The organism is Methanopyrus sp. (genome assembly GCF_053997775.1).
On sequence record NZ_JBMXXF010000057.1, the window covers coordinates 18,310 to 37,502 of the forward strand.

The 19,193-nt window shown below is 72.2% G+C and carries 25 protein-coding genes and 2 tRNA genes; 19 read left to right on the forward strand and 8 right to left on the reverse strand.

What is annotated here, in order from left to right; translation table 11 throughout:
- The first annotated feature begins 49 nt into the window (after positions 1–49).
- From ACXJJV_RS07015 to ACXJJV_RS07040, 6 genes are all read left to right on the forward strand, one after another.
- Positions 50–1,135, forward strand: a complete 1,086-nt coding sequence (locus ACXJJV_RS07015; RefSeq protein ID WP_456467471.1) for a 50S ribosomal protein L3 — start codon at positions 50–52, stop codon at positions 1,133–1,135.
- 12 nt (positions 1,136–1,147) lie between these two features.
- Positions 1,148–1,930, forward strand: a complete 783-nt coding sequence (rpl4p, locus tag ACXJJV_RS07020) for a 50S ribosomal protein L4 (RefSeq protein ID WP_456467472.1) — start codon at positions 1,148–1,150, stop codon at positions 1,928–1,930.
- A 13-nt stretch (positions 1,931–1,943) separates the two neighbouring features.
- Positions 1,944–2,231 carry a 50S ribosomal protein L23 gene (locus ACXJJV_RS07025; protein ID WP_456467473.1) on the forward strand — a complete coding sequence of 96 codons (288 nt, stop codon included), beginning with the start codon at positions 1,944–1,946 and terminating at the stop codon, positions 2,229–2,231.
- Positions 2,232–2,243: 12 nt separating this feature from the next.
- Positions 2,244–2,975, forward strand: coding sequence for a 50S ribosomal protein L2 (locus tag ACXJJV_RS07030; protein ID WP_456467474.1), 732 nt, complete (start codon positions 2,244–2,246; stop codon positions 2,973–2,975).
- A gap of 100 nt (positions 2,976–3,075) precedes the next feature.
- The gene (locus ACXJJV_RS07035; RefSeq protein ID WP_456467475.1) at positions 3,076–3,612 is read left to right on the forward strand and encodes a DJ-1/PfpI family protein; all 537 of its coding nucleotides are present in this window, start codon (positions 3,076–3,078) and stop codon (positions 3,610–3,612) included.
- A gap of 44 nt (positions 3,613–3,656) precedes the next feature.
- On the forward strand, positions 3,657–5,642 hold the full coding sequence (locus tag ACXJJV_RS07040; RefSeq protein ID WP_456467476.1) for a DUF460 domain-containing protein: 1,986 nt from the start codon (positions 3,657–3,659) through the stop codon (positions 5,640–5,642).
- Here the strand turns inward: ACXJJV_RS07040 and mobA are convergent.
- A complete protein-coding gene (gene mobA, locus ACXJJV_RS07045; protein WP_456467477.1) occupies positions 5,596–6,129 on the reverse strand; it encodes a molybdenum cofactor guanylyltransferase in 534 nt (177 codons plus the stop codon). The genes ACXJJV_RS07040 and mobA overlap by 47 nt on opposite strands.
- Entirely contained in the window at positions 6,126–6,419 is a 294-nt protein-coding gene (locus ACXJJV_RS07050) for a hypothetical protein (protein ID WP_456467478.1), read from the reverse strand. Before ACXJJV_RS07050 ends, mobA begins: the two co-directional genes overlap by 4 nt.
- A 24-nt stretch (positions 6,420–6,443) precedes the next feature.
- Between ACXJJV_RS07050 and ACXJJV_RS07055 the strand changes: the two genes are divergently transcribed.
- The gene (locus ACXJJV_RS07055; protein ID WP_456467555.1) at positions 6,444–7,403 is read left to right on the forward strand and encodes a sodium:calcium antiporter; all 960 of its coding nucleotides are present in this window, start codon (positions 6,444–6,446) and stop codon (positions 7,401–7,403) included.
- Between the two features lie 43 nt (positions 7,404–7,446).
- On the opposite strand, the gene ACXJJV_RS07060 is transcribed toward ACXJJV_RS07055, so the two are convergent.
- A tRNA-Ile gene (locus ACXJJV_RS07060) sits at positions 7,447–7,521 on the reverse strand.
- Positions 7,522–7,687: 166 nt separating this feature from the next.
- Here ACXJJV_RS07060 and ACXJJV_RS07065 point away from each other — a divergent pair.
- Together ACXJJV_RS07065 and ACXJJV_RS07070 are read left to right on the forward strand one after the other, a co-directional pair.
- Positions 7,688–8,002, forward strand: a complete 315-nt coding sequence (locus ACXJJV_RS07065; RefSeq protein ID WP_456467479.1) for a hypothetical protein — start codon at positions 7,688–7,690, stop codon at positions 8,000–8,002.
- Positions 8,003–8,014: 12 nt separating this feature from the next.
- Positions 8,015–8,407, forward strand: a complete 393-nt coding sequence (locus ACXJJV_RS07070) for a hypothetical protein (RefSeq protein ID WP_456467480.1) — start codon at positions 8,015–8,017, stop codon at positions 8,405–8,407.
- On the opposite strand, the gene trpA is transcribed toward ACXJJV_RS07070, so the two are convergent.
- On the reverse strand, positions 8,396–9,208 hold the full coding sequence (gene trpA, locus ACXJJV_RS07075) for a tryptophan synthase subunit alpha (RefSeq protein WP_456467481.1): 813 nt from the start codon (positions 9,206–9,208) through the stop codon (positions 8,396–8,398). The genes ACXJJV_RS07070 and trpA overlap by 12 nt on opposite strands.
- A 78-nt stretch (positions 9,209–9,286) precedes the next feature.
- Complete coding sequence (locus ACXJJV_RS07080; RefSeq protein ID WP_456467482.1) at positions 9,287–10,249, reverse strand: THUMP domain-containing protein; 963 nt, start codon at positions 10,247–10,249, stop codon at positions 9,287–9,289.
- A gap of 64 nt (positions 10,250–10,313) precedes the next feature.
- On the opposite strand from ACXJJV_RS07080, the gene ACXJJV_RS07085 reads away from it, so the two are divergent.
- From ACXJJV_RS07085 to ACXJJV_RS07110, 6 genes are all read left to right on the forward strand, one after another.
- Positions 10,314–10,431 (forward strand) — tRNA-Met (locus tag ACXJJV_RS07085).
- 44 nt (positions 10,432–10,475) lie between these two features.
- Entirely contained in the window at positions 10,476–11,546 is a 1,071-nt protein-coding gene (locus ACXJJV_RS07090; RefSeq protein WP_456467483.1) for a DUF763 domain-containing protein, read from the forward strand.
- Positions 11,547–11,586: 40 nt separating this feature from the next.
- Positions 11,587–12,180, forward strand: coding sequence for an AAA family ATPase (locus ACXJJV_RS07095; RefSeq protein WP_456467484.1), 594 nt, complete (start codon positions 11,587–11,589; stop codon positions 12,178–12,180).
- Positions 12,137–12,631 carry an RNA-binding domain-containing protein gene (locus ACXJJV_RS07100; protein ID WP_456467485.1) on the forward strand — a complete coding sequence of 165 codons (495 nt, stop codon included), beginning with the start codon at positions 12,137–12,139 and terminating at the stop codon, positions 12,629–12,631. The genes ACXJJV_RS07095 and ACXJJV_RS07100 overlap by 44 nt, the downstream gene beginning before the upstream one ends.
- Positions 12,632–12,648: 17 nt before the next feature.
- A complete protein-coding gene (locus tag ACXJJV_RS07105) occupies positions 12,649–12,843 on the forward strand; it encodes an RNA-binding S4 domain-containing protein (protein ID WP_456467556.1) in 195 nt (64 codons plus the stop codon).
- Positions 12,827–13,333: a hypothetical protein gene (locus tag ACXJJV_RS07110; protein WP_456467486.1), complete on the forward strand. Its 507-nt coding sequence runs from the start codon at positions 12,827–12,829 to the stop codon at positions 13,331–13,333. The genes ACXJJV_RS07105 and ACXJJV_RS07110 overlap by 17 nt, the downstream gene beginning before the upstream one ends.
- Here ACXJJV_RS07110 and comD read toward each other — a convergent pair.
- Both comD and comA read right to left on the reverse strand, forming a co-directional pair.
- Positions 13,325–13,816, reverse strand: coding sequence for a sulfopyruvate decarboxylase subunit alpha (gene comD, locus ACXJJV_RS07115; protein ID WP_456467557.1), 492 nt, complete (start codon positions 13,814–13,816; stop codon positions 13,325–13,327). The two genes, ACXJJV_RS07110 and comD, sit on opposite strands and share 9 nt — an antisense overlap.
- 8 nt (positions 13,817–13,824) lie before the next feature.
- Complete coding sequence (gene comA, locus ACXJJV_RS07120; RefSeq protein ID WP_456467487.1) at positions 13,825–14,595, reverse strand: phosphosulfolactate synthase; 771 nt, start codon at positions 14,593–14,595, stop codon at positions 13,825–13,827.
- A 61-nt stretch (positions 14,596–14,656) separates the two neighbouring features.
- Here comA and comE point away from each other — a divergent pair, with 61 nt between their 5' ends.
- Both comE and ACXJJV_RS07130 read left to right on the forward strand, forming a co-directional pair.
- Complete coding sequence (gene comE / locus ACXJJV_RS07125; RefSeq protein WP_456467488.1) at positions 14,657–15,223, forward strand: sulfopyruvate decarboxylase subunit beta; 567 nt, start codon at positions 14,657–14,659, stop codon at positions 15,221–15,223.
- Positions 15,220–16,242: an Ldh family oxidoreductase gene (locus tag ACXJJV_RS07130; RefSeq protein ID WP_456467489.1), complete on the forward strand. Its 1,023-nt coding sequence runs from the start codon at positions 15,220–15,222 to the stop codon at positions 16,240–16,242. Before comE ends, ACXJJV_RS07130 begins: the two co-directional genes overlap by 4 nt.
- Here the strand turns inward: ACXJJV_RS07130 and ACXJJV_RS07135 are convergent.
- Positions 16,239–17,741: a 2-isopropylmalate synthase gene (locus ACXJJV_RS07135; RefSeq protein WP_456467490.1), complete on the reverse strand. Its 1,503-nt coding sequence runs from the start codon at positions 17,739–17,741 to the stop codon at positions 16,239–16,241. The two genes, ACXJJV_RS07130 and ACXJJV_RS07135, sit on opposite strands and share 4 nt — an antisense overlap.
- A 64-nt stretch (positions 17,742–17,805) precedes the next feature.
- On the opposite strand from ACXJJV_RS07135, the gene ACXJJV_RS07140 reads away from it, so the two are divergent.
- Both ACXJJV_RS07140 and ACXJJV_RS07145 read left to right on the forward strand, forming a co-directional pair.
- Positions 17,806–18,537 carry an HD domain-containing protein gene (locus ACXJJV_RS07140; RefSeq protein WP_456467491.1) on the forward strand — a complete coding sequence of 244 codons (732 nt, stop codon included), beginning with the start codon at positions 17,806–17,808 and terminating at the stop codon, positions 18,535–18,537.
- Positions 18,538–18,595: 58 nt separating this feature from the next.
- Positions 18,596–19,180, forward strand: a complete 585-nt coding sequence (locus tag ACXJJV_RS07145; RefSeq protein WP_456467492.1) for a 50S ribosomal protein L15e — start codon at positions 18,596–18,598, stop codon at positions 19,178–19,180.
- The last annotated feature ends 13 nt before the right edge of the window (positions 19,181–19,193 follow it).

Here is a 19,193-nt window from a genome sequence, read left to right on the forward strand (position 1 = left end):
CTTTTTACCCCCGCCCGACCGGGCCGTGCCCAAGCCGGGGGTGCGCGCGTTGGGTCGCGGAGGACGCAGGAATCCGGGTCGACCGAGGCGCGGCTCGCTGGCGTTCAGCCCGCGCAAGCGCGCGTCCCGTCCGGTCCCCCGGATCCGCAGCTGGCCGGACGAGGATAAGGTGCGGGTCCAGGGGTTCGCGGGCTACAAGGCGGGCATGACGCACGTGATCATGATCGACGACTGGCCGAACAGCCCGACGGAGGGCGAGGAGATCGCGGTCCCGGTCACCGTGCTGGACGCGCCGCCCCTGTACGTCGCGGCCGTGCGGGCGTACGCGGCGACGCCGGACGGGTACAAGTGCCTGACGGAGGCGTGGGCGGAGCTTCCGGAGGAGCTGGAGATGGACCGCGTCTTCACGGTGCCCAAGGACGGGACGGCGGGCGACCTGGACGAGATCGAGGAGCTGGTGGACGAGGGCGTCGTGGACGAGATCCGCGTGATCGTGGCGACCCAGCCCAAGAAGGCGGGCGTGCCGAAGAAGAAGCCGGACGTGATGGAGTACCGGATCGGCGGTCGGGACGTGCGGGAGCGGTTCGAGTACGCGGCGGAGATCCTGGGCGAGGAGCTTCGGGCCAGCGACGTGTTCGAGGAGGGCGAGATCGTCGACGTCTCCGGCATCACGAAGGGCAAGGGCTTCCAGGGCGTGGTCAAGCGCTGGGGCGTCACGATCCAGGACCGGAAGGCCCAGCGGAAGCAGAAGGGCCGGCACGTGGGCTCGATCGGCCCGATCACGCCCTCGCGCGTGCGCTGGACGGTCCCGATGGCCGGTCAGATGGGGTACCACCAGCGGACCGAGCACAACAAGCGGATCCTGAAGATCGGGGAGAACGGCGAGGAGGTCACGCCGAAGGGCGGCTTCGTGAACTACGGCGTCGTGCGCGGGGACTACATCCTGATCCACGGGACCGTGCCCGGCCCGAAGAAGCGCCTGATCCGGCTGCGGCCCGCGGTCCGACCGCCGAAGAACGCGCCGAAGGGCGCGCCGGAGATCCTGTACATCAGCCGGACGTCGCAGCAGGGCGTCCGGCCGAAGGCCTCCGAGGAGGACATCCTCGAGCAGCTGGGCGGCACCGCCAGCGCGTAGGGGGGTCGCACCGTGAAGGTCCCCGTGTTCGACCTGGAGGGCGAGCGGGTGGACGAGCTCGAGCTGCCGGCGTTCTTCGAGGAGCCCGTACGGAAGGACCTCATCCGACGCGTGGTCCTGGCGTTCCAGGCGAACCGGCGGCAGCCCTACGGCACGGACCCGCGCGCGGGCATGCGCACGAGCGCGGAGTCGTGGGGCGCGGGCCACGGCGTCGCGATGGTGCCCAGGATCAAGGGAAGCCGGCACCCCGCCGCCGGGCGCGGCGCCCGCGTCGCCCAGACCGTCGGCGGGCGCAAGGCCCACCCGCCGAAGCCGGAGAAGGACTGGAGCCAGCGGGTGAACCGGCGGGAGAAGCGCGCCGCCCTCCGCTCCGCCCTGGCGGCCACCGCCAAGCCCGAGTTCGTGGAGGCCCGGGGTCACATCATCGACGAGGTCCCGGAGCTGCCCCTGGTCGTCGTGGACGAGCTGCGGGGGCTGCGGAGGGCCCGGGAGGTGCGGGAGTTCTTCCAGAACCTGGGTCTCTGGGCCGACGTGGAGCGGGCCAAGCGGAAGCGCCGCATCCGGGCCGGTAAGGGCAAGCGGCGCGGTCGTCGGTACGTTAAGCCGAAGAGCGTCCTGATCGTCGTGGACGAGTTCGAGGGCATCGAGCTCGGCGCCCGGAACCACCCCGGCGTGGACGTGGTCCGGGCGATGGAGCTCAACGTCGAGCACCTCGCCCCCGGCACCCACCCCGGCCGGCTGACCGTGTACACGCCCTCCGCGATCGAGGTCCTGGAGGAGCGGCTGGGCGAGTAGGGGGAGCGTCCACATGGCCAAGCGCCGGGGCCCGCGCATCGAGGACCCGCACGACGTCCTCCTGTACCCGCTGGCGACGGAGAAGGCCATGCGCCTGCTCGAGGCGGAGAACAAGCTCACCTTCATCGTCCGACGCGACGCGAACAAGCCGATGATCAAGCGGGCCGTCGAGGAGCTCTTCGACGTCGAGGTCGAGAAGGTGAACACCCTCATCACGCCCACCGGCGAGAAGAAGGCCTACGTCAAGCTGAAGCCCGAGTACCGGGCCGAGGACGTCGCCGTGGAGCTGGGTATCCTCTAGGGGGTGTTCCCCGTGGGCAAGCGCATCCGACCCCAGCGCCTCGGTCGCGGCTCTCCCACCTACCGGGCCCCCTCGCACCGCTACCGCGGTCGCGCGGGGCACCGGCCCTACGACAAGAGGGAGAAGGAGGGCAAGGTGGTCGGCAAGGTCGTCGAGCTCCTCCACGACCCCGCCCGGAACGCCCCCGTCGCCCGCGTGCGCTTCGAGGACGGCGAGGAGCGCCTGGTCCTGGTGCCCGAGGGCACCAAGGTGGGCGACACCATCGAGTGCGGCGTCTCCGCCGAGATCAAACCGGGCAACACCCTGCCCCTGGCGGAGATCCCCGAGGGCGTCCCCATCTTCAACATCGAGGGCCGGCCCGGGGACGGCGGTAAGTTCGCCCGCGCCCCGGGCTGCTACGCGACCATCGTGGCGCACGACGTCGGCCGAACCTACGTCCAGCTGCCCTCCGGCAAGGTTCGCGCCTTCGACCCCCGCTGCCGCGCGACCATCGGCGTGATGGCGGGCGGCGGCAAGCGCGAGAAGCCCTTCGTCAAGGCCGGCAAGAAGTACCACCACATGCGCTCGAAGGGCGGCAAGTGGCCCAAGGTGCGCGGCGTGGCGATGAACGCCGTCGACCACCCGTTCGGCGGCGGCAACCACCAGAGCCCCGGCAAGCCCACGACCGTCGCCCGCGGCGCGCCGCCCGGGCAGAAGGTCGGACACATCGCGGCCCGGAAGACGGGCCGAGGCGGCCGCCGCTAACGCCCCCCTTGGACTTCTTTTCCCCGCGCCCGACGTTCCCACCCGGCGGGCGCCCCCGGCCTCCCCGACCGCGCTGTTTCTTCGAGGAGGGGAGCCCCGGTTGATCGCGATCCTCGTCGACGACGGGTTCGAGGAGCTGGAGCTGGGCGCGGCGATCAGCGTGCTCTCCCGGGGCGGGCTGAACTGGGAACTGGTGGGGGTGGAGGAGCGCGCGGAGGGTGCGGGCGGGCTCCGGCTCGACGTGGACGTCACCGTGTGGGAGGCGAGCGGGGAGCGCTACGAGGCCGTCATCGTCCCCGGCGGGACCTCGCCCACAACGCTCTCGGGCTACCGGCGGTGCCTGGAGCTGGTGCGGTCGGTGCGCGAGCGGGGACTGGTCGTGGGCCTGTCCGCGGGCGCGCTGGTGCTGGCGGAGGCGGGCGTGCTGGAGGGGCGGCGGGCCACGACCTACCCGGGCCTGGAGGCGGAGCTGCGGACGCGGGGCGCGGAGCCGGTGGAGCGGGGGCTGGTGCGGGACGGGCGGGTGATCACGACCCGCGGGCCCGCGTTCGCCGTCGACGCGTGCCTGGAGGTGGTGCGGGAGCTCGCGGGCGATCACCTGGCGAACTCGGTCGCCCGACAGCTTATTCTCAAGTGAGCGCGCTTTCATCCCCGACAACCCGCGCGCGGGTGCGCGGGGTCGTGATCGTCGTCGGCGTGGACCTCGTTCGGAAGGACCCGCCCGAGTACGCGATCACCGTGCTCGAGGACGATGAGGTCGTGCTGCAGCGGCGCCTGTCCCGGGAGGACCTCTTGGACCTGCTTCTGTCCCTGGAGCCCGACGTGCTGGCCGTGGACGACGTGCACGAGCTCCTGGACGGGCTGGGCGAGCTGCGAGAGCTCGTGAAGGCGCACCCCACCCTGCGCGTGGTGCAGGTGACGGGGTCGCCCGGGGAGCAGCGGTCGCTCCAGCGGCTGGCCCGGGAGCACGGGCTCCCCGTCCCGGACCCGAAGAGCCCGGAGGAGGAGTCCGAGGCGTGCGCCCGGCTGGCCCGGATGGGCGTGGGCAGCGAGGTCTTCGTGCTGGAGGACGAGACCCGGATCCGGATCGGCCGGGCGCGCCGGCCCGGGCAGGGGGGCTTCAGCCAGTCCCGGTACGCCCGGAACCTGCACGCGGCGGTCAAGCGCGCGACCCGGGAGCTCCGCGCGGCGCTGGAGCGGGAGGGGATCGACTACGACCTGAACGTGCGGAGGGCGGAGGGCGGGTACGCCTCCGCCGAGTTCGTGGTGTACGAGCGCTACGACCGGGTCAAGCCCCTCGTGGACCGCGTGGACACCTCGGAGGTGAAGGTGCGGGTCGAGCCGGTCCTGAAGGATCGGATCACGTTCCGCGGGGACTCGCACCGGCGGGAGCTGCTCACGGTGGGCGTGGACCCGGGCTCGACGACCGCGGTCGCCGTGCTCAACGCCGACGGGTCGGTCATCCACCTGGAGAGCTCGCGGAACCTCTCCCCCAGCGAGATCGTGGAGCGGGTGGAGTCCCTGGGCCGCCCGGTGGTCGTGGCCACGGACGTCTCACCGGTCCCCACCGCCGTGGAGCGGCTGGCCCGGGCGCTGGGGGCCAAGCTGTACCGGCCCAAGCGGAGCCTCTCGGTGGACGAGAAGCGGGAGCTGGTGAAGGGCCACCTGGCCAAGCTGGACGAGCGGGTGCGGCCCAAGGACACGCACCAGCGGGACGCGCTCGCGGCCGCGATCAAGGCGTACCACACGCTGGTCAAGCCCACGATCGAGAAGGTGGAGCGGCGGGCGCCGGAGGACGCCAAGCGGCGGGACGTGATCAAGGCGGCCGGGTACGTGATCAAGGGACTCCCGGTCTCCGACGCGCTCAAGATCGTGAGCGAGGAGCGCGAGATCGAGCGCCGGCGCCGGGAGGATCGGGCCCGGGTGGACCGGTACCGGCGCCGGGTGCGCGCGCTGGAGCGGGAGCTGGAGGCGAAGGAGCGCAAGCTCGAGGAGTACGAGCGCGAGGTGAGGTACCTGGAGCGGCTCGTGAGGCGGCTCAAGCGGGAGAACCGGGAGCTGCGGGAGCGGCTGGAGTCGCTGCAGGAGCGCATCGACGAGCTCGTGGAGGAGCGCGTGGAACGGCGGCTGAAGGCGAAGGAGCGGGAGCTGCGGCGCCTCCGCCGGGAGCTCAACCGGGAGAAGTCCCGACGGCAGGAGCTGGAGCGTCGGCTGCGGCGGGCGGAGCGCCTCAACGCCATCCTCCGCTCGGGCCGGGGCGTCCCGGTGGTCGAGGTGGAGAAGGCCTCCCACGAGGCGCTCTCGGACCTGGAGACGCCCCCGGTGTTCGCCCTCTACGTGCGGGACCCCAGCGGGATGAGCGAGTCGAACGTCCGGGAGCTGCGGGAGCTCGGGCCCGAGGCCGTGATCGTGCCCGACGAGTCCACCGTGCCGGACCCCGCCCGGGACGCGTTCCGGGAGCTGGAGCTCCCGCTGCTGGAGGAGGGTAGGGACGTGACCGTCAAGCGCGCCGGCACGCTGGCCCTCGTCGAGTCGGACGAGCTCCGGCGGGCGATCGAGCGCGTGCGGGAGCGCTGGCGCGAGGAGGAGCGGGAGGAGCGCCGGGAGGAGCTCGTCCGCATCATCGAGGAGTACCAGCGCAAGCGCCGCGAGCACTTCGCCCGATGACCCGGCGCAGCAGGGCCCGGTACGACCGCAGATCCTCCGGGCGGTCCGCGTCCACCGCCGGAACCTCCACGCCGGTGGAGCCCAGCCGCCGCAGCAGCCCCCGCACGGACCGCGCCCGGGGCGCCCGACCGTCCGCCCTCAGGAGCATCGGGAACAGCGTGCCCCGGACGTGCCGCGGCACCGGGTCGCACCGGGCGAAGGCCTCCGGGTCGAACGCCACGTCGCAGGCGGTCACGCACACGAGCTCCCCGTCGAACGCCCGCAGCACGGCCCGCACGCCGCCCGCGGGACCCACCCCCTCGTCCCGGATGACCGGACCGTCCCAGCGCGCGTCCCGGACGGGGGCGACCGCGTAGACCTCCTCGCACCCCACCATCCGCAGCAACCGCACCGCCCACTCGACCAGCGGCCGCCCCTCCACCGTCACCCAGGGCTTATCACCACCGATCCGCCGACCGCGTCCCCCGATCAGCACCGCGCCGATCATTCCCCGGACTCCCTCAGCGTTCGCTCGCACTCCGGGCACAGCGGCGCGTTCCGCCGGAGCCTCCGACCGCACCGGGCGCACCTGGGGGGCCGCAGCAGGATCTCCCGGACCTCGCCCTCGGAGAGGTCGAACAGCCGCGCCAACACGCTTATACGCACGCCCGCCTCGTACAGCTCTCTCACCTGATAGTCCCGGAAGCGGCGCAGCCGCTCGAGGTAGGACCGCCGAACGGGCTCGTGCCGAGGCGCCCGGAGCCCGCACCGGCTCAGCTTGATCGTCTCACGGGACACCGGAGGGGCACCCCCCGGTTGAGCGTGACGGTGGAGCTGATCGAGGGACTGGCGGAGATCCTCCTCGGATCCTGGGTATTCACCAACGCCGTGGAGTGGCTCGGGTACCGGTTCAAGCTACCCTCGGGCTTCCTGGGCAGCTTCGTGGCGGCCGTGGCCACCGCCCTCCCGGAGACCCTGGTCCCCATCGTCGCCCTCCTCACGGGGTGCCGGGAGGGGGTGGCGATCGGCGCCATCCTCGGTGCCCCACTCATGCTCTCCACCCTGGCCATGGGGATGGGCGGGATCGCCGTCGCGCTCGCCCACGCCCTCGGGCACCGGGACTCCCCCCACGTCCGGTGCGACCAGCTCCGGCTCGACGCGACGCACTTCCTCGCCGCCTACTCGCTCGCCCTCCTCGCCACCGTGTTCAACCACCGGACCCTGCGGTACGCGGTCGCGATCACCCTGCTCCTCCTGTACGCCCGCTACCTCCGACGGCTGATGCGGGAGGGCGCGCCGCCGGAGGCTCCGTCCATCCCGCTGCGGGTGGCGAACCCCGTCGCGGCGGCCGCCCTGGCGGCCCTACTCATCGCCGCCTCCGTGGCCCTGATGGTCCTCGGCGCGGAGGGGTTCGCCCGGGGCGTGGAGGCACTGTCCCTGAGCCTCGGGCTCAGCCCGCTGCTCGTCTCCTCCCTGCTCACCCCGGTGGCCACGGAGCTGCCGGAGAAGGTGAACAGCGTGATCTGGTACGCCCGGGGCCGGGACCGCCTCGCCCTGGGGAACGTGACGGGGGCCATGGTGTTTCAGGCCACGTTCCCGGTCTCCATCGGCCTGACGCTCACGAGGTGGAACCTCTCGACCCGGGACCTGGCGTACCTGGCGGTGCCCATGATCGCCGTGCTGGCGCTCTACGTGCGGGGTCGTCGGGGCCGGCTGGACTGGCCGAGCATGGTGGCGGTGTCCTTCCTTTACCCCGTCCCCGCGCTGGTCTCGTCGGGTTGACCCCGGGCGCCTATCGTTACGATTATTATAACGATCCGGGCGGTGGGCCCGCCGGGATTTGAACCCGGGACCACGGGGTTATGAGCCCCGCGCTCTGACCGGACTGAGCTGCGGGCCCGGGCCCCCGGTACGCCGGCGTTATCGTCGTCAAAAGTCTTGCGCGGATGGGGAGTTCAGCCTTGGGCGACCCGGGGCGCCGGGGATGAGCGGAGGCGGACTTCCCGACCGCCCCACTTTCGAACGACTTATGCGGTCGCGGCCCGGGGACGGGCGGGGGGTCGACGGTGTCGGAGTCCGCGCGAGAGCTGCTGCCCGAGCTGATGGGCCGGGTCCGCGAGGAGCTGGAGCCCGGCGAGCTGGCCCGGGCGATCCACGAGGAGCTGGAGCGGTTCGGGGAGGACTTCCGGGACCGGTACCTGGAGCGGCTCTCCGAGGCGGGGGTGGACGTGGACGAGTACCGGTTCCTGGTCGACGCCGTGTGCCGCTCGGTGGAGCGGGCGCTGAAGGACACGCGCTGGATCCTGGGCATGGTGGCCGAGCGGAGCTCCGAGCGCCTGCTGGAGCGCCTGGAGGAGCACCTGAGCCTGAAGGAGGAGTAGGGGCGGGGCCCGATGGCCGAGCGCCGGATGGTGTCGACGGACGAGGTCCGGGAGCGGCTCCTGAACCGCCTGATGAACCTGTGGTTCGAGGTGTACCTCTCGGAGCGGCTGGAGGTGGACGAGGACGCGGTGCGCGAGGCGATCGACACCGAGCTGCGGGAGCGCTTCGTGCCCGCCCTGTCCGACCGCGCTTGCGGCCTGCTGGAGGACTACCTGGAGGAGGAGATGTCGCGGGCGAGCCTCAGCCCGCCGGCGGACCCGGACGAGCTCGAGGAGACGCTGAACCTGGTGCTGGAGGTCGCCGACGAGGTGCTGCAGGAGGACCTGGAGCGGGTGGCCGAGCGGGCCGCCAGCCGGGCCTCGTCGCTGCTGCAGGACGCGATCCGGCGCGCCCTAACCCGATGAGCGCCGCTCGTACCCCTCCCGCGCCCCCTCCGCCAGCCGCTCCGCGAGCTCCCTCACGCCCTCCTTCGCCTCCTCCAGGTCCTCCGACTCGTGGATGACGTCGATGAAGGCGGAGCCCACGATCGCCCCGTCCGCGCCCGCCGCCACGACCTCCCGCACGTGCCACCGCTTCGAGATCCCGAAGCCCACGGCGATGGGCACGTCCACGTAGCCCCGGACCCAGCGCACCAGCTCGAGCGTCCTCTCGGACAGGTCCTCCCGCGCCCCCGTGACCCCGTACCGGGAGATCACGTACACGAAGCCCGAGGCCCGCTCCCCGATCCTCTCGAGGCGCTCCTCGGTCGTGGAGGGGGCTACGAGGTAGATCACGTCGAGGTCCAGGTCCCGGGCCACCCGCCACACCTCGTCGGACTCCTCCACGGGCATGTCCGCGACGAGGATCCCCGATACGCCCGCCTCCGCCGCCGCCTCCAGGTACCGCCGGATCCCGTTCGCGTGCAGCGTGTTGTAGTAACACAGGAGCACCACGGGCGCGAAGTCGGCGACCTCCTCCGCGACCTCCAGGCAGTCCCAGGGCGTGACCCCCGCCCGCAGCGCCTCGTCCACGGCCCGCTGGATCGTCGGCCCGTCCGCGATGGGCTCGGAGAAGGGCACGCCGAGCTCCAGGATGTCCACGCCGCCCCGGCACATCGCCCGGGCCAGCTCGACCGTCTCCTTCAGTCCCGGGTACCCGCAAGTTAGGTACCCGATCAACGCCCCGCGGCCCTCCCGGTGCACCCGCCGAAAGACCCGCTCGAGCACGCGCTCGTCCCCCGGATGATGTGTCAACCGGGTCTACGAGGCGCGACCGATGAAGAGTGGGAGCGGTGGCTGACGGGATTAATCGATCGCGGCTCCCGCCAGCACCCCGACCGCGTACGCCACGGCGTTGGCCGTCCGCATCGGCTCCGCCGTCGTCGGCCCCAGGTGCACCAGCGCGTCCGCCAGCCGCTTCGCCCGCCGGCTGAGCCCCTCCCGCTCCGAGCCCACGAGCAGGCACACCCGCTCCCCCGACCGCGCCAGCCGCACCAGCCGCTCCTCCCCCTCCGACCCCGTGGGGTGCAGCCCCACCACCACGTCGAACCCCTCCACCGCCCGCTCCAACTCGTCCACCACCCGCAGGTCCACCAGGGACGCCGCCCCCACCTTCTCCCGCGCCCGCTCCAGGCTCTCCCCCCACGGCCGCACCAGGATCAGCCCACCCAGCCCCAGCGCCGCCGTCACCCGGATCAGGTCCGCGATCTCGTACTCCAGCTCCGGCCGCTCGCAGCAGACGTACACGTGCCGGAACGCGTCCGCCGGCAACCACCGCCGGCTCGGCTCCCGCAGCGTCGCCGGGGTTACCCCGATCAGGAACCCCTCCCCCGACACGTGCACGTCCACGTACCGGTCCGGGTTGTCCAGGTCCACCGAGGCCCCCGTCTCCTCTCGCACCGCGTCCCCCACCGCCCGCGCGAGGTCCCGGGACGTGTAGGGCAGCGTCTTGTCCAGCCGCCGCGCGTCCACGGCGAACGTCTCGTCCGGACGGATCCGACCCCGAACCGCCTCCCGCGCCCGCTCCACCACGGTCTCCAGGTCCGGGGAGGATCCCTCCGCCCGCACGAGGATCACCCGCGAGACCTCCGGGAACTCCCGGCGCAGGGCGTCCACGTCCTCCGGTCCCCCCACCACCACCCTCAACCGCCGCACGGGCTTCAGCGGGTCCGGGCGCGCCCGCATCCCCAGCCGCCGCTCGATCTCCCGGGCCACGCGCTCCGTGTCCTCCGGCCGAACGTCCGGGGTCAGCGTCACCAGCGCCTCCAACGCGGCGCACCCCACGTAACCTTTTTTAGCCACCCACAAAAGGCGACCGGACGGCCCGCCGGAGGCCGGGGCAGCTTAGCCTGGTAGAGCGCGGGGCTCATAGGGCCCGATGACCCGGGGCGAGGGAGACTCGGGCCTGGGATACCCCGAGGTCCCGGGTTCAAATCCCGGCCCCGGCACCACCGGGAACCGTTACGAAAATCGTAACGATACGGGGCCGAGGTCGTTGCCCCGCGCCGCCGACCTCCGACTGGTTCGCTGCCCCCCACCCCGACACTTCCCCGAGATGGTCCGACTCTCCCGCGAGCTCTTCCGCCTCATCGTCGAGGAGCACGGGACCAAGGGCGCCCTCCGCCGCCTCGCCGACCCCCGCTGGTTCCAATCCCTCGCCTGCCTCCTGGGCTACGAGCGGGACACCTCCGGCAGCACGACCGTCGTCACCGCCGCCCTCCGCGAGGCCCTGGACCCCGAGGAGCACGGGCTCACCCTCGTCGGCGGGAAGGGCCGGCTGGGGCTCCGAACCCCGGAGCTCATCCGCGAGCGGGCCGAGGCGCTCGACGTGGACCCCGAGCCCCTGATCGACGCCAGCCGGCTCGCGGCCAAGTCCGACACGGTCTGCCTGCAGGACGGGCACGACCTCTACCACCACACGATCGCCTTCGACGAGTCGGGCCGCTGGGTCGTGATCCAGCAGGGGATGAACCCGGAGGCGCGCACCGCCCGCCGGTACCACTGGAGCTGGCGGGAGGCGGAGCGCTTCACCGAGCTGCACCCCGTGGCCGCCAGCGCGCCCGCCGACGTGCTCTCCCTCCAGGGGGACCGACCGGCCGGGTGCCGCCGGGCGATCCTGGACCTGGTCTCCGAGGGACCGGACCGGGTCCTGCGCGAGTGGAGGCGGGTGCGGGCCGCGATCCGCGGGCCCCTGGACCGGTTCCTCGACGCGGACCGCGGGGTGGAGGTGCCGGAGGGGATCCTGCGCCGCCTGCCGCGCCGGCTGGACCGGGGGGCGCTGGAGCGGCTGTACGAGCGGGACCCCGAGGACTTCACGGACCTCCTGCGAACGCGCGGGGTCGGGCCCTCGCTCACGCGGGCCCTGGCCCTGATCGCGGAGGTGGTGCACGGGGAGGGGCCCGACTACCGGGACCCGGCGGAGTACACGCTCGCGTTCGGGTGCAAGTCCGGGGACCCGTTCCCCGTGGACCGGGAGCTCATGTCGCTGGCCGCCGAGCTCCTGGAGCGGGTGGACTCGCGCCGGCTGCGCCGGTTCCTCCGGGCGCGCGGGCCCTCCCAGTCTTAAAATACGGGATTCCGTCGAGGAAAGCCCGGGGGTGAGCGGGATGCTGATCTGCGTGGTCGGCATGCCCGGGGCCGGGAAGGGTGAGTTCGTGCGGGTGGCGCGCGAGGAGGGCGTCCCGGTGGTCGTGATGGGGGACGCGGTGCGCCGGGAGGCGCGGCGCCGGGGCCTGGACGTGGGTGAGACCGCGCGGCGGCTGCGGGAGGAGCGCGGCATGGACGCGGTGGCCCGCCTGGTGGCGGACGAGGTGGAGCGGGAGCTGCGCCGGGTGGGCGTGGTCGTGGTGGACGGGGTGCGGAACCCGGAGGAGATCGAGTACTTCAAGAGCCGGTTCGGGGAGGAGTCCGTAGTCATCGTGGCCATCCACGCGTCCCCGGACACGCGGTTCGAGCGGCTGCGGGAGCGGGGTCGCGAGGACGACCCGGAGACGCGGCGGGAGTTCGAGGAGCGGGACGAGCGGGAGCTGGGGTTCGGCATCGGCGAGGTGATCTCCCGGGCGGACGTGATGATTGTGAACGAGCGGATCAGCCTGGGAGAGTTCCGAGAGAAGTGCCGGTCCGTGCTGCGCTCCCTGCTGAGGGGTGAGAACCCGCATGATCTCCCGGGTGGTCCTGACAACGTACGTGTACCCCACTGAGGACGAGGAGAAGGTCCTGAAGGCGCTGGGGAACCTCTTCGACCTGGACCTGTTCGAGAAGGTGGGAGAGGAGCGGCTGGGCGACGTCAAGCGGATCGAGTTCGAGTGCCGGGGCCCGCAGGCCCGGCTCTCCCTGGGCCGGCTCTACGAGCGGCTGCGGGAGCAGGAGATCCTGGACGCGGCCCGGCGCGTGCTGCGGGAGGGCGTGACCGCGGAGGGTTCCATCCTCTTCCACCTCAACAAGCAGGCCGCGTTCGCCAACGCGGTGAGCTTCTCGGAGGGCGGGGAGTCCCCCCTGGGCCCGATCGTCGTGGAGATCTTCCCGAAGGACCCGGACGATGTCGACAAGGTGATCGACTGGCTGGCGCCGGAGACGATCGACGGCAAGCCGATCTACGAGGTGAGGAAGCCGCGCGTGCCCAAGCGGGAGGAGGGCGGGGAGCCGGGCTGAGGGCGCCCGTCGGCGGCCTGAGGCTCGACCAGTTCCTCGTCGCGTCGGGCGTCGCGGAGAGTCGCCGGCGCGCCCGCGAGCTGATCAGGCGGGGCCAGGTCCGGGTCAACGGGCGCCGGGTGACCCGACCCTGGTGGCTCGTGTTCGAGGGGGACGAGGTGCGGGTGGGGGACACGGTCCTGCGGGTGGTGCTCGATGACGGTGACCGGTGAGCTGCGGGAGGGGAAGGTCCTGGTCCGGAACAAGCGCCAGGCGAACCGGCTCTACTCCTCCATGTACGGCAAGCCGTCCCGGGAGGGACTCTGGCTCTGGCCCGAGGAGGCGACGTTCCTCTGCGAGGTGGGCCGCTTGGAGGTCAAAAGGGAGGGAGAGAGGCTCACGCTGGACCGGCTGATCGAGGCGTTCCTGCGAGAGGACCCGCGGTTCCCGGTCCGCTACGCCGTCTACGCGGACCTGCGGCAGCGCGGCTGGAAGCCCAAGCCGGGCCGTCGGTTCGGCACCGACTTCCGCGCCTTCCGGGGCGAGGACGAGCGGATCGCGGTGAAGGTGCTGCACGAGGAGACCGACGACTTCACGCCCGAGGACGTCCTGCGGTGGGTGCGGTCCCTCCGGGGCACCGAGTTCGACCTCGTCGTCGCCGTCGTGGACAACGACTTCGACGTCAACTACTACGCGTTCGAGGAGCTCACCGACTCACTCTGACGCCCACAGGCGCGGCGTCAGGAACACGCCCACGGGCTCGCCGGCGGACTCCGCCGTCCGCCACGCGCCCTCGATCACGTCCAGGTCCTCGGGCCGCTCCACCACGTACGTGTGCAGGTTGAGCGCCTCCAGGATCCGGGGCGCGGCCTTCCCCATCCCCACCTGCGCCGGGATGTCCTCGTGCAGGTAGCCCCGGTGACTCATGAGCATCAGCAGCGGGAGCCGGTAGGTGAGGGTGAGGGAGCAGAGGGCGTTGACCGCGTTCCCGAGCCCCGAGTTCTGCATGACCAGCGCGGGCCTCTCCCCGGCCAGCGCCGCCCCCGCGCAGATCCCGACGCCCTCCTCCTCCCGGGAGACGCGCACGGTTCTGATGTCCGGGTGCTCCTCCAGCAGCTCGATCACGCCGCCCAGTAGGGAGCAGGGGAGCCAGCAGGCGAAGGTGATGCCGGCCCGCTCCAGCGCCTCCACGATCCGCTCGTCCACGCTCAAGGCTACTCACCGTCCAGCGCCACGCGACCCATCGTCTCGGCCCGCAGCCCGGCCCGCAGCGTCGCGAGCGGAATGACCTCATCCGGCGGCACGTTCGCGATGTTCACCTCCGGGCCGAACTTCACGATCAGCTCGAACTGCTGCTCCTTCTCCGGCGCCTCGAACATCACGCGCCGGATCCCGACGCCCTTCACGATCTCCGACAGGATCCGCACCCGCTCCCGCTTCTCCGCCCCCATCGGCCCGTGCTCCCCGCTCTCCCGCGCCTCCACGATCACGTACTCCGCGCCCGCCTCCACGCACCTCACCATCCGACCCACCATGTCCGCCGGGGACAGGACCGAGTACTCCTCGTCCCGCTTCTTCCCCTCCTCCGCGTACACCGTGAACCCGTGCTCCCGCGCGAGCTCGATCAGCTCGCACTTCCGCTCGATGGACATCGGGATCATGCCGTCCGAGATCTCGACCGCGTTGAACCCCAGCTCGTCCAGCTCGCTCAGGAAGTCCTCGAACGTGCCCTGAGACACGGCGATCTCCGCCAGCGTGCCGCCCGGGAACACGTCCAGCCCCGCGTCCGCGTACAGCTCCACCTTCTCCTCCACGATCTCCCGATCGATCAGCCGGGCCGTGCCCCAACCCATCTTCACGCCGGTCACGTACTCCCCCGCCATCCTCAAGAACGAGCGCACGAACTCCGGGGTCAACCCCTTGTCCAGCATAACCGTGGCACCGTCCACCCTCGGGACCCGGATCGACCGCTCAAACGCCTTCATCCGCGCCCCACCCGGCGCCGCCGGCCTCCCATCTTTAGTATGTTCCTCCGGGGGTCGTCGAATGCGCCGCATCGAGGCCCTGAGGGTCGTGGGCCAGGTCGCGGACCGGCACGACGCGATCGTCACCGTCCACCTCGGCTTCCCGGCCCGGGAGCTGTACCACGCGCACGATCGGCCGCTCAACTTCTACCTGCTCGGCGCGATGGGGCAGTCCTGCTCCGTCGGCCTCGGCCTCGCGCTGACCACGGAGCGCGAGGTGCTCGCCGTCGAGGGAGACGGCGGCCTCATGATGAACATGGGCATCCTGCCCACGATCGCGCAGGAGTCCCCGGAGAACTACACGCTCGTCCTCGTCGACAACTCCACGTACGCGACCACCGGCGACCAGCCCACCCCATCCCACCTCATCGACTGGGAGGGGGTCGCCCGGGCGCACGGGCTGCGGTACTACGAGGCGGACGACCCGGAGGGGGCCCGGACCGCGCTGGAGCGGGCCCTCGACGCCCGCGGTCCCCGGATGGTCCGGCTGGAGGTGGAGCCCGGCAACGCGGACGTGCCGCTGATCGACCTCACCCCGGAGGAGATCAAGGTCCGCTTCACCAGGGCGCTCCGGGAGGATGAGCGTTGAGGGTTGACCCGCGCGAGCTCCGGGCCTTCGTGGCCGAAGCCCTCTCGAGCGTGGGTGTCCCCCGGCGGGACGCCGAGGTCGCGGCCGAGGCGATCGTGGAGGGGGATCTCCGCGGCTTCCACTCGCACGGCGTCCTGCGGCTCCCCGGGTACGTTGAGGGCCTCGAGCGGGGCGCCATCCGCGCCGAGACCACCCTCAGGCGGGTCTCGCGGCGCGGGGCCGTCCTCGTGTACGACGCTGCCCACTCGCTGGGGCATGTGGTGGGGCGTCGGGCCGCCCTGAAGGCCGTGGAGCTGGCCCGGGAGCACGGGGTGGGGGTGGTGGCGGTCCGGAACGCCTCCCATTACGGGATCGCCGGGTACTACACGACGCTGATCGCCGAGCGGGGGATGGTGGGGTTCGCCACCTGCGGGACCGAGCCGGCGGTCGCCCCGTACGGGGGCTCTCGGGCCGTGCTGGGGACGAACCCGATCTCCATCGCGCTCCCGCGCCGGGACGGTCCGCCCATCGTCGTGGACATGGCCACCAGCCGCGTCTCCCGGGGGAAGATCCTGCAGGCGCGGAAGGAGGGGCGCGAGATCCCGGAGGGCTGGGCCGTGGGCCCGGACGGTGAGCCCACCACGGACCCGGAGCGGGCGCTGGAGGGGGCCCTGCTCCCGTTCGGCGGTCACAAGGGGTACGCGCTCGGGCTGGCGCTGGAGGTGCTCGCGGGCCCGGCCGTGGGGGCGGCGGCCGGTCGGGAGGTGCGGGGCACGACGGATCCCACGGTCCCGTGCAACAAGGGCGACCTGTTCGCGGCGTTGGACCTCTCCGCGCTGGTCGACGAGCACGAGTACTTCGAGCGGCTGGAGCGGCTGGTGGCGGAGGTGAAGGAGTCGGGGGAGGAGGTGCTGCTGCCGGGTGAGCCGGAGTTCCGGCGCCGGGAGCGGGCGCTCCGGGAGGGTCTGCGGCTACCGGAGGGGTCGGTGCGTGCGGTCCGGGAGGTCGCGGAGCGGTTGGGGCTGGAGTCCCCGGTCTAGCCCTCCTCCCGCCGCTGGACCAGCCGGTTCACGCCGCTGACGAAGGCCCGGACGCTGGCCATCACGATGTCCTCGGAGGCCCCGCGGGCCGTGACCACGTTCCCCTCCTCGTCCTCCAGCTTCACGACCACCTCCGCCAGCGCGTCGGTGCCCCCGGTGACCGCCTCCAGCCGGTACTCCCGGAGCTCCACGTCCAGGCCCAGCTCCTCGATCGCCTCCCGCAGGGCCCGGAGGGCCGCGTCCACGGGCCCCACGCCCGTCGCGGCCGCGCTCCGCTCCTCGCCCTTCAGGCGCACGCGCACGGAGGAGGTGGGCGTGACCCGGTTCCCCGTCATGACGGCCAACTCCTCCAGCCGGACCGCCGCCTCGGACTCGGGCACCTCGCCCACCACGTCCCGGGCGATCGCCTCCAGGTCCTCCTCGGTCACCCGCTTGCCCTTGTCGCCCAGCTCCTTCACCCGGCGCACGATCTCCCGCAGCTGCTCCTCGTCCACCTCGATCCCCAGCTCCTCCAGCTTCTTCTTGATCGCGTGCCGGCCCGCGTGCTTGCCGAGCACGATCCGGCGCCGGTGCCCCACGTCCTCCGGCCGGATCGGCTCGTACGTCTCCGCGCACTTGATCACGCCGTGCGAGTGGATCCCGGACTCGTGCGCGAACGCGTTCTCGCCCACGATCGGCGCGTTGGGCGGGACGACCACGCCCGTGAGCCGCTCGACGAGCCGGGACAGCTCGACCAGCATCTCCGTCCTCACGTCCAGGTCGAGCCCGTAGAGGGCCTTCAGGGCCATGACGAACTGCTCGAGCGACGCGTTCCCCGCCCGCTCCCCGATCCCGTTCACGGTCACGTGCGCCTGCTCCGCGCCCGCCTCCACGGCGGCCAGCGAGTTCGCCACGGCCAGCCCGAAGTCGTCGTGACAGTGCACGCTCACGGGCACGTCGAGCGCGTCCACGATCCGGCGGACCAGCCGGTACATGCGCGGCGGGGTCATCACGCCCACCGTGTCCGGCACGTTGATCCGGTCCGCGCCCGCCTCCACGGTAGCTTTATAAACCTCCAGCAGGAAGTCCGGGTCGGTTCGCGTCGCGTCCTCCGCCGAGAACTCCACCGTCACCCCGTGCTCCTTCGCGTACTCGACCCCCTCCACCGCCCGCTCCAGCGCCTCCTCCCGACTCATCTCCAGCTTGTGCTTCAGGTGGATGTCCGACGTGGCGATGAACACGTGCACGCAGTCCACGCCCGCCTCGACCGCCGCGTCGATGTCCCTCCGGACGCAGCGCGCCAGCCCGCACACCTCCGCGTCCAGACCCTCGCCGGCGATCGCCTTGACCGCCTCGAACTCGCCCTCGCTCGCCACCGGGAACCCTGCCTCGATCGTGTCCACGCCGAACTCGTCCAGCTTCCGCGCGATCGTCAGCTTCTCCTCCTTCGTCAGGCTGACCCCGGGCGTCTGCTCCCCGTCCCGCAGCGTCGTGTCGAAGATGCGGACCCGCTCCGGCACCCTACTCTCCCAGCAGAAAGGAACGCCCCTCGACCACCGTCAGAACCCCCGAGGGGAGCCGGCGTTGGCCCGAGAGGACCTGAGGAAGGAGCTGGAGCGGCTGATCGACCGCATCGAGGACGCCGAGCTCCGCGACCTCGTTAAGAAGCTTTTGGAGGAGGGCCTCTCGCACGAGGAGGCGCCCGAACCCATGGACCTCGAGGAGGCCCCCGCCAGCCGCAAGGGGCACCACTCCTACCCGGGCGGCCTCCTGGAGCACACCGTCGCCACCGCCAAGCTCGCCCTCGCCATGGCGGAGGTCTTCGAGGAGGTCTACGGCGTGCGGGTCGACCGGGACCTCATCCTCGCCGCCGCCCTCCTCCACGACCTCGGCAAGGCCACCTCCTACGAGGAGAGCGAGTCCGGGTACAAGTACTCCGACTTCGCCCGCCGGCTCGACCACCTCACCGCCGTGACCGCCGAGCTCTACGCGCGCGGCGCCCCCCTGGAGCTGATCCACGCGGTCGCCGCCCACCACGGCCGGGGCAGCCCCGTCCCCCCGAACACCCCGGAGGCCCTCATCGTGCACCTCGCCGACAACGCCGACGCCCAGTTCGCGGAGGAGGTCATCCGGGCGGCGCGCGGGATCGTCCGGGCCCGACTGCAGGAGCTGGGCGAGGAGCCCACGGACGAGCTCGTGGACGCCGTCCTCGACCGCCTCACGCCCACCGAGGTGTTCCTGACCCGGGTGCGCGAGGGCCGGGACGCGGTGCGGAGGCTCATCGCCGAGGCGCTGGAGGAGGTGCGGGAGGAGTGAGCCTCGGGTAAACACTTAAGCCCGGGCCGGCGCGGGCGCGGGGAGGGGAGCGGGAACCATGTCCATGTACAAGTACCAGCGCGAGGCGTGGAAGCGGCCCAAGGACTCGTACGTGGGCGAGCTGCTGAAGAAGCGGCTGCCCAAGTGGCGGAAGGGACCCGCCGTCCAGCGCGTCAAGCGCCCGACCCGGATCGAGCGGGCCCGCCGGCTCGGGTACCGCGCCAAGCCGGGCTACGTGGTCGTCCGCGTCCGCGTGCCCAAGGGCGGTCGGCGCAAGTCCCGGCCGAAGAAGGGCCGCCGACCCAAGCGCATGGGTAAGAACAAGTTCTCCCCGGGCAAGAGCAAGCGGTGGATCGCGGAGGAGCGGGCCCAGCGGAAGTACCCGAACCTGGAGGTGCTGAACTCGTACTGGGTGGGCGAGGACGGCCAGTACAAGTACTACGAGGTGATCATGGTCGACCCGCACCACCCGCAGATCAAGAGCGACCACCGGATCAACTGGATCTGCCAGAAGTCCCAGAAGGGTCGGGTGTTCCGGGGCAAGACGGGCGCGGGCAAGAAGGCGCGCGGTCTGAGGCGGCGCGGTAAGGGCGCGGAGAAGGTGCGACCGAGCCTCCGCGCGCACCGGAGGCGCGGGAAGTAACGGGGCCCACCGG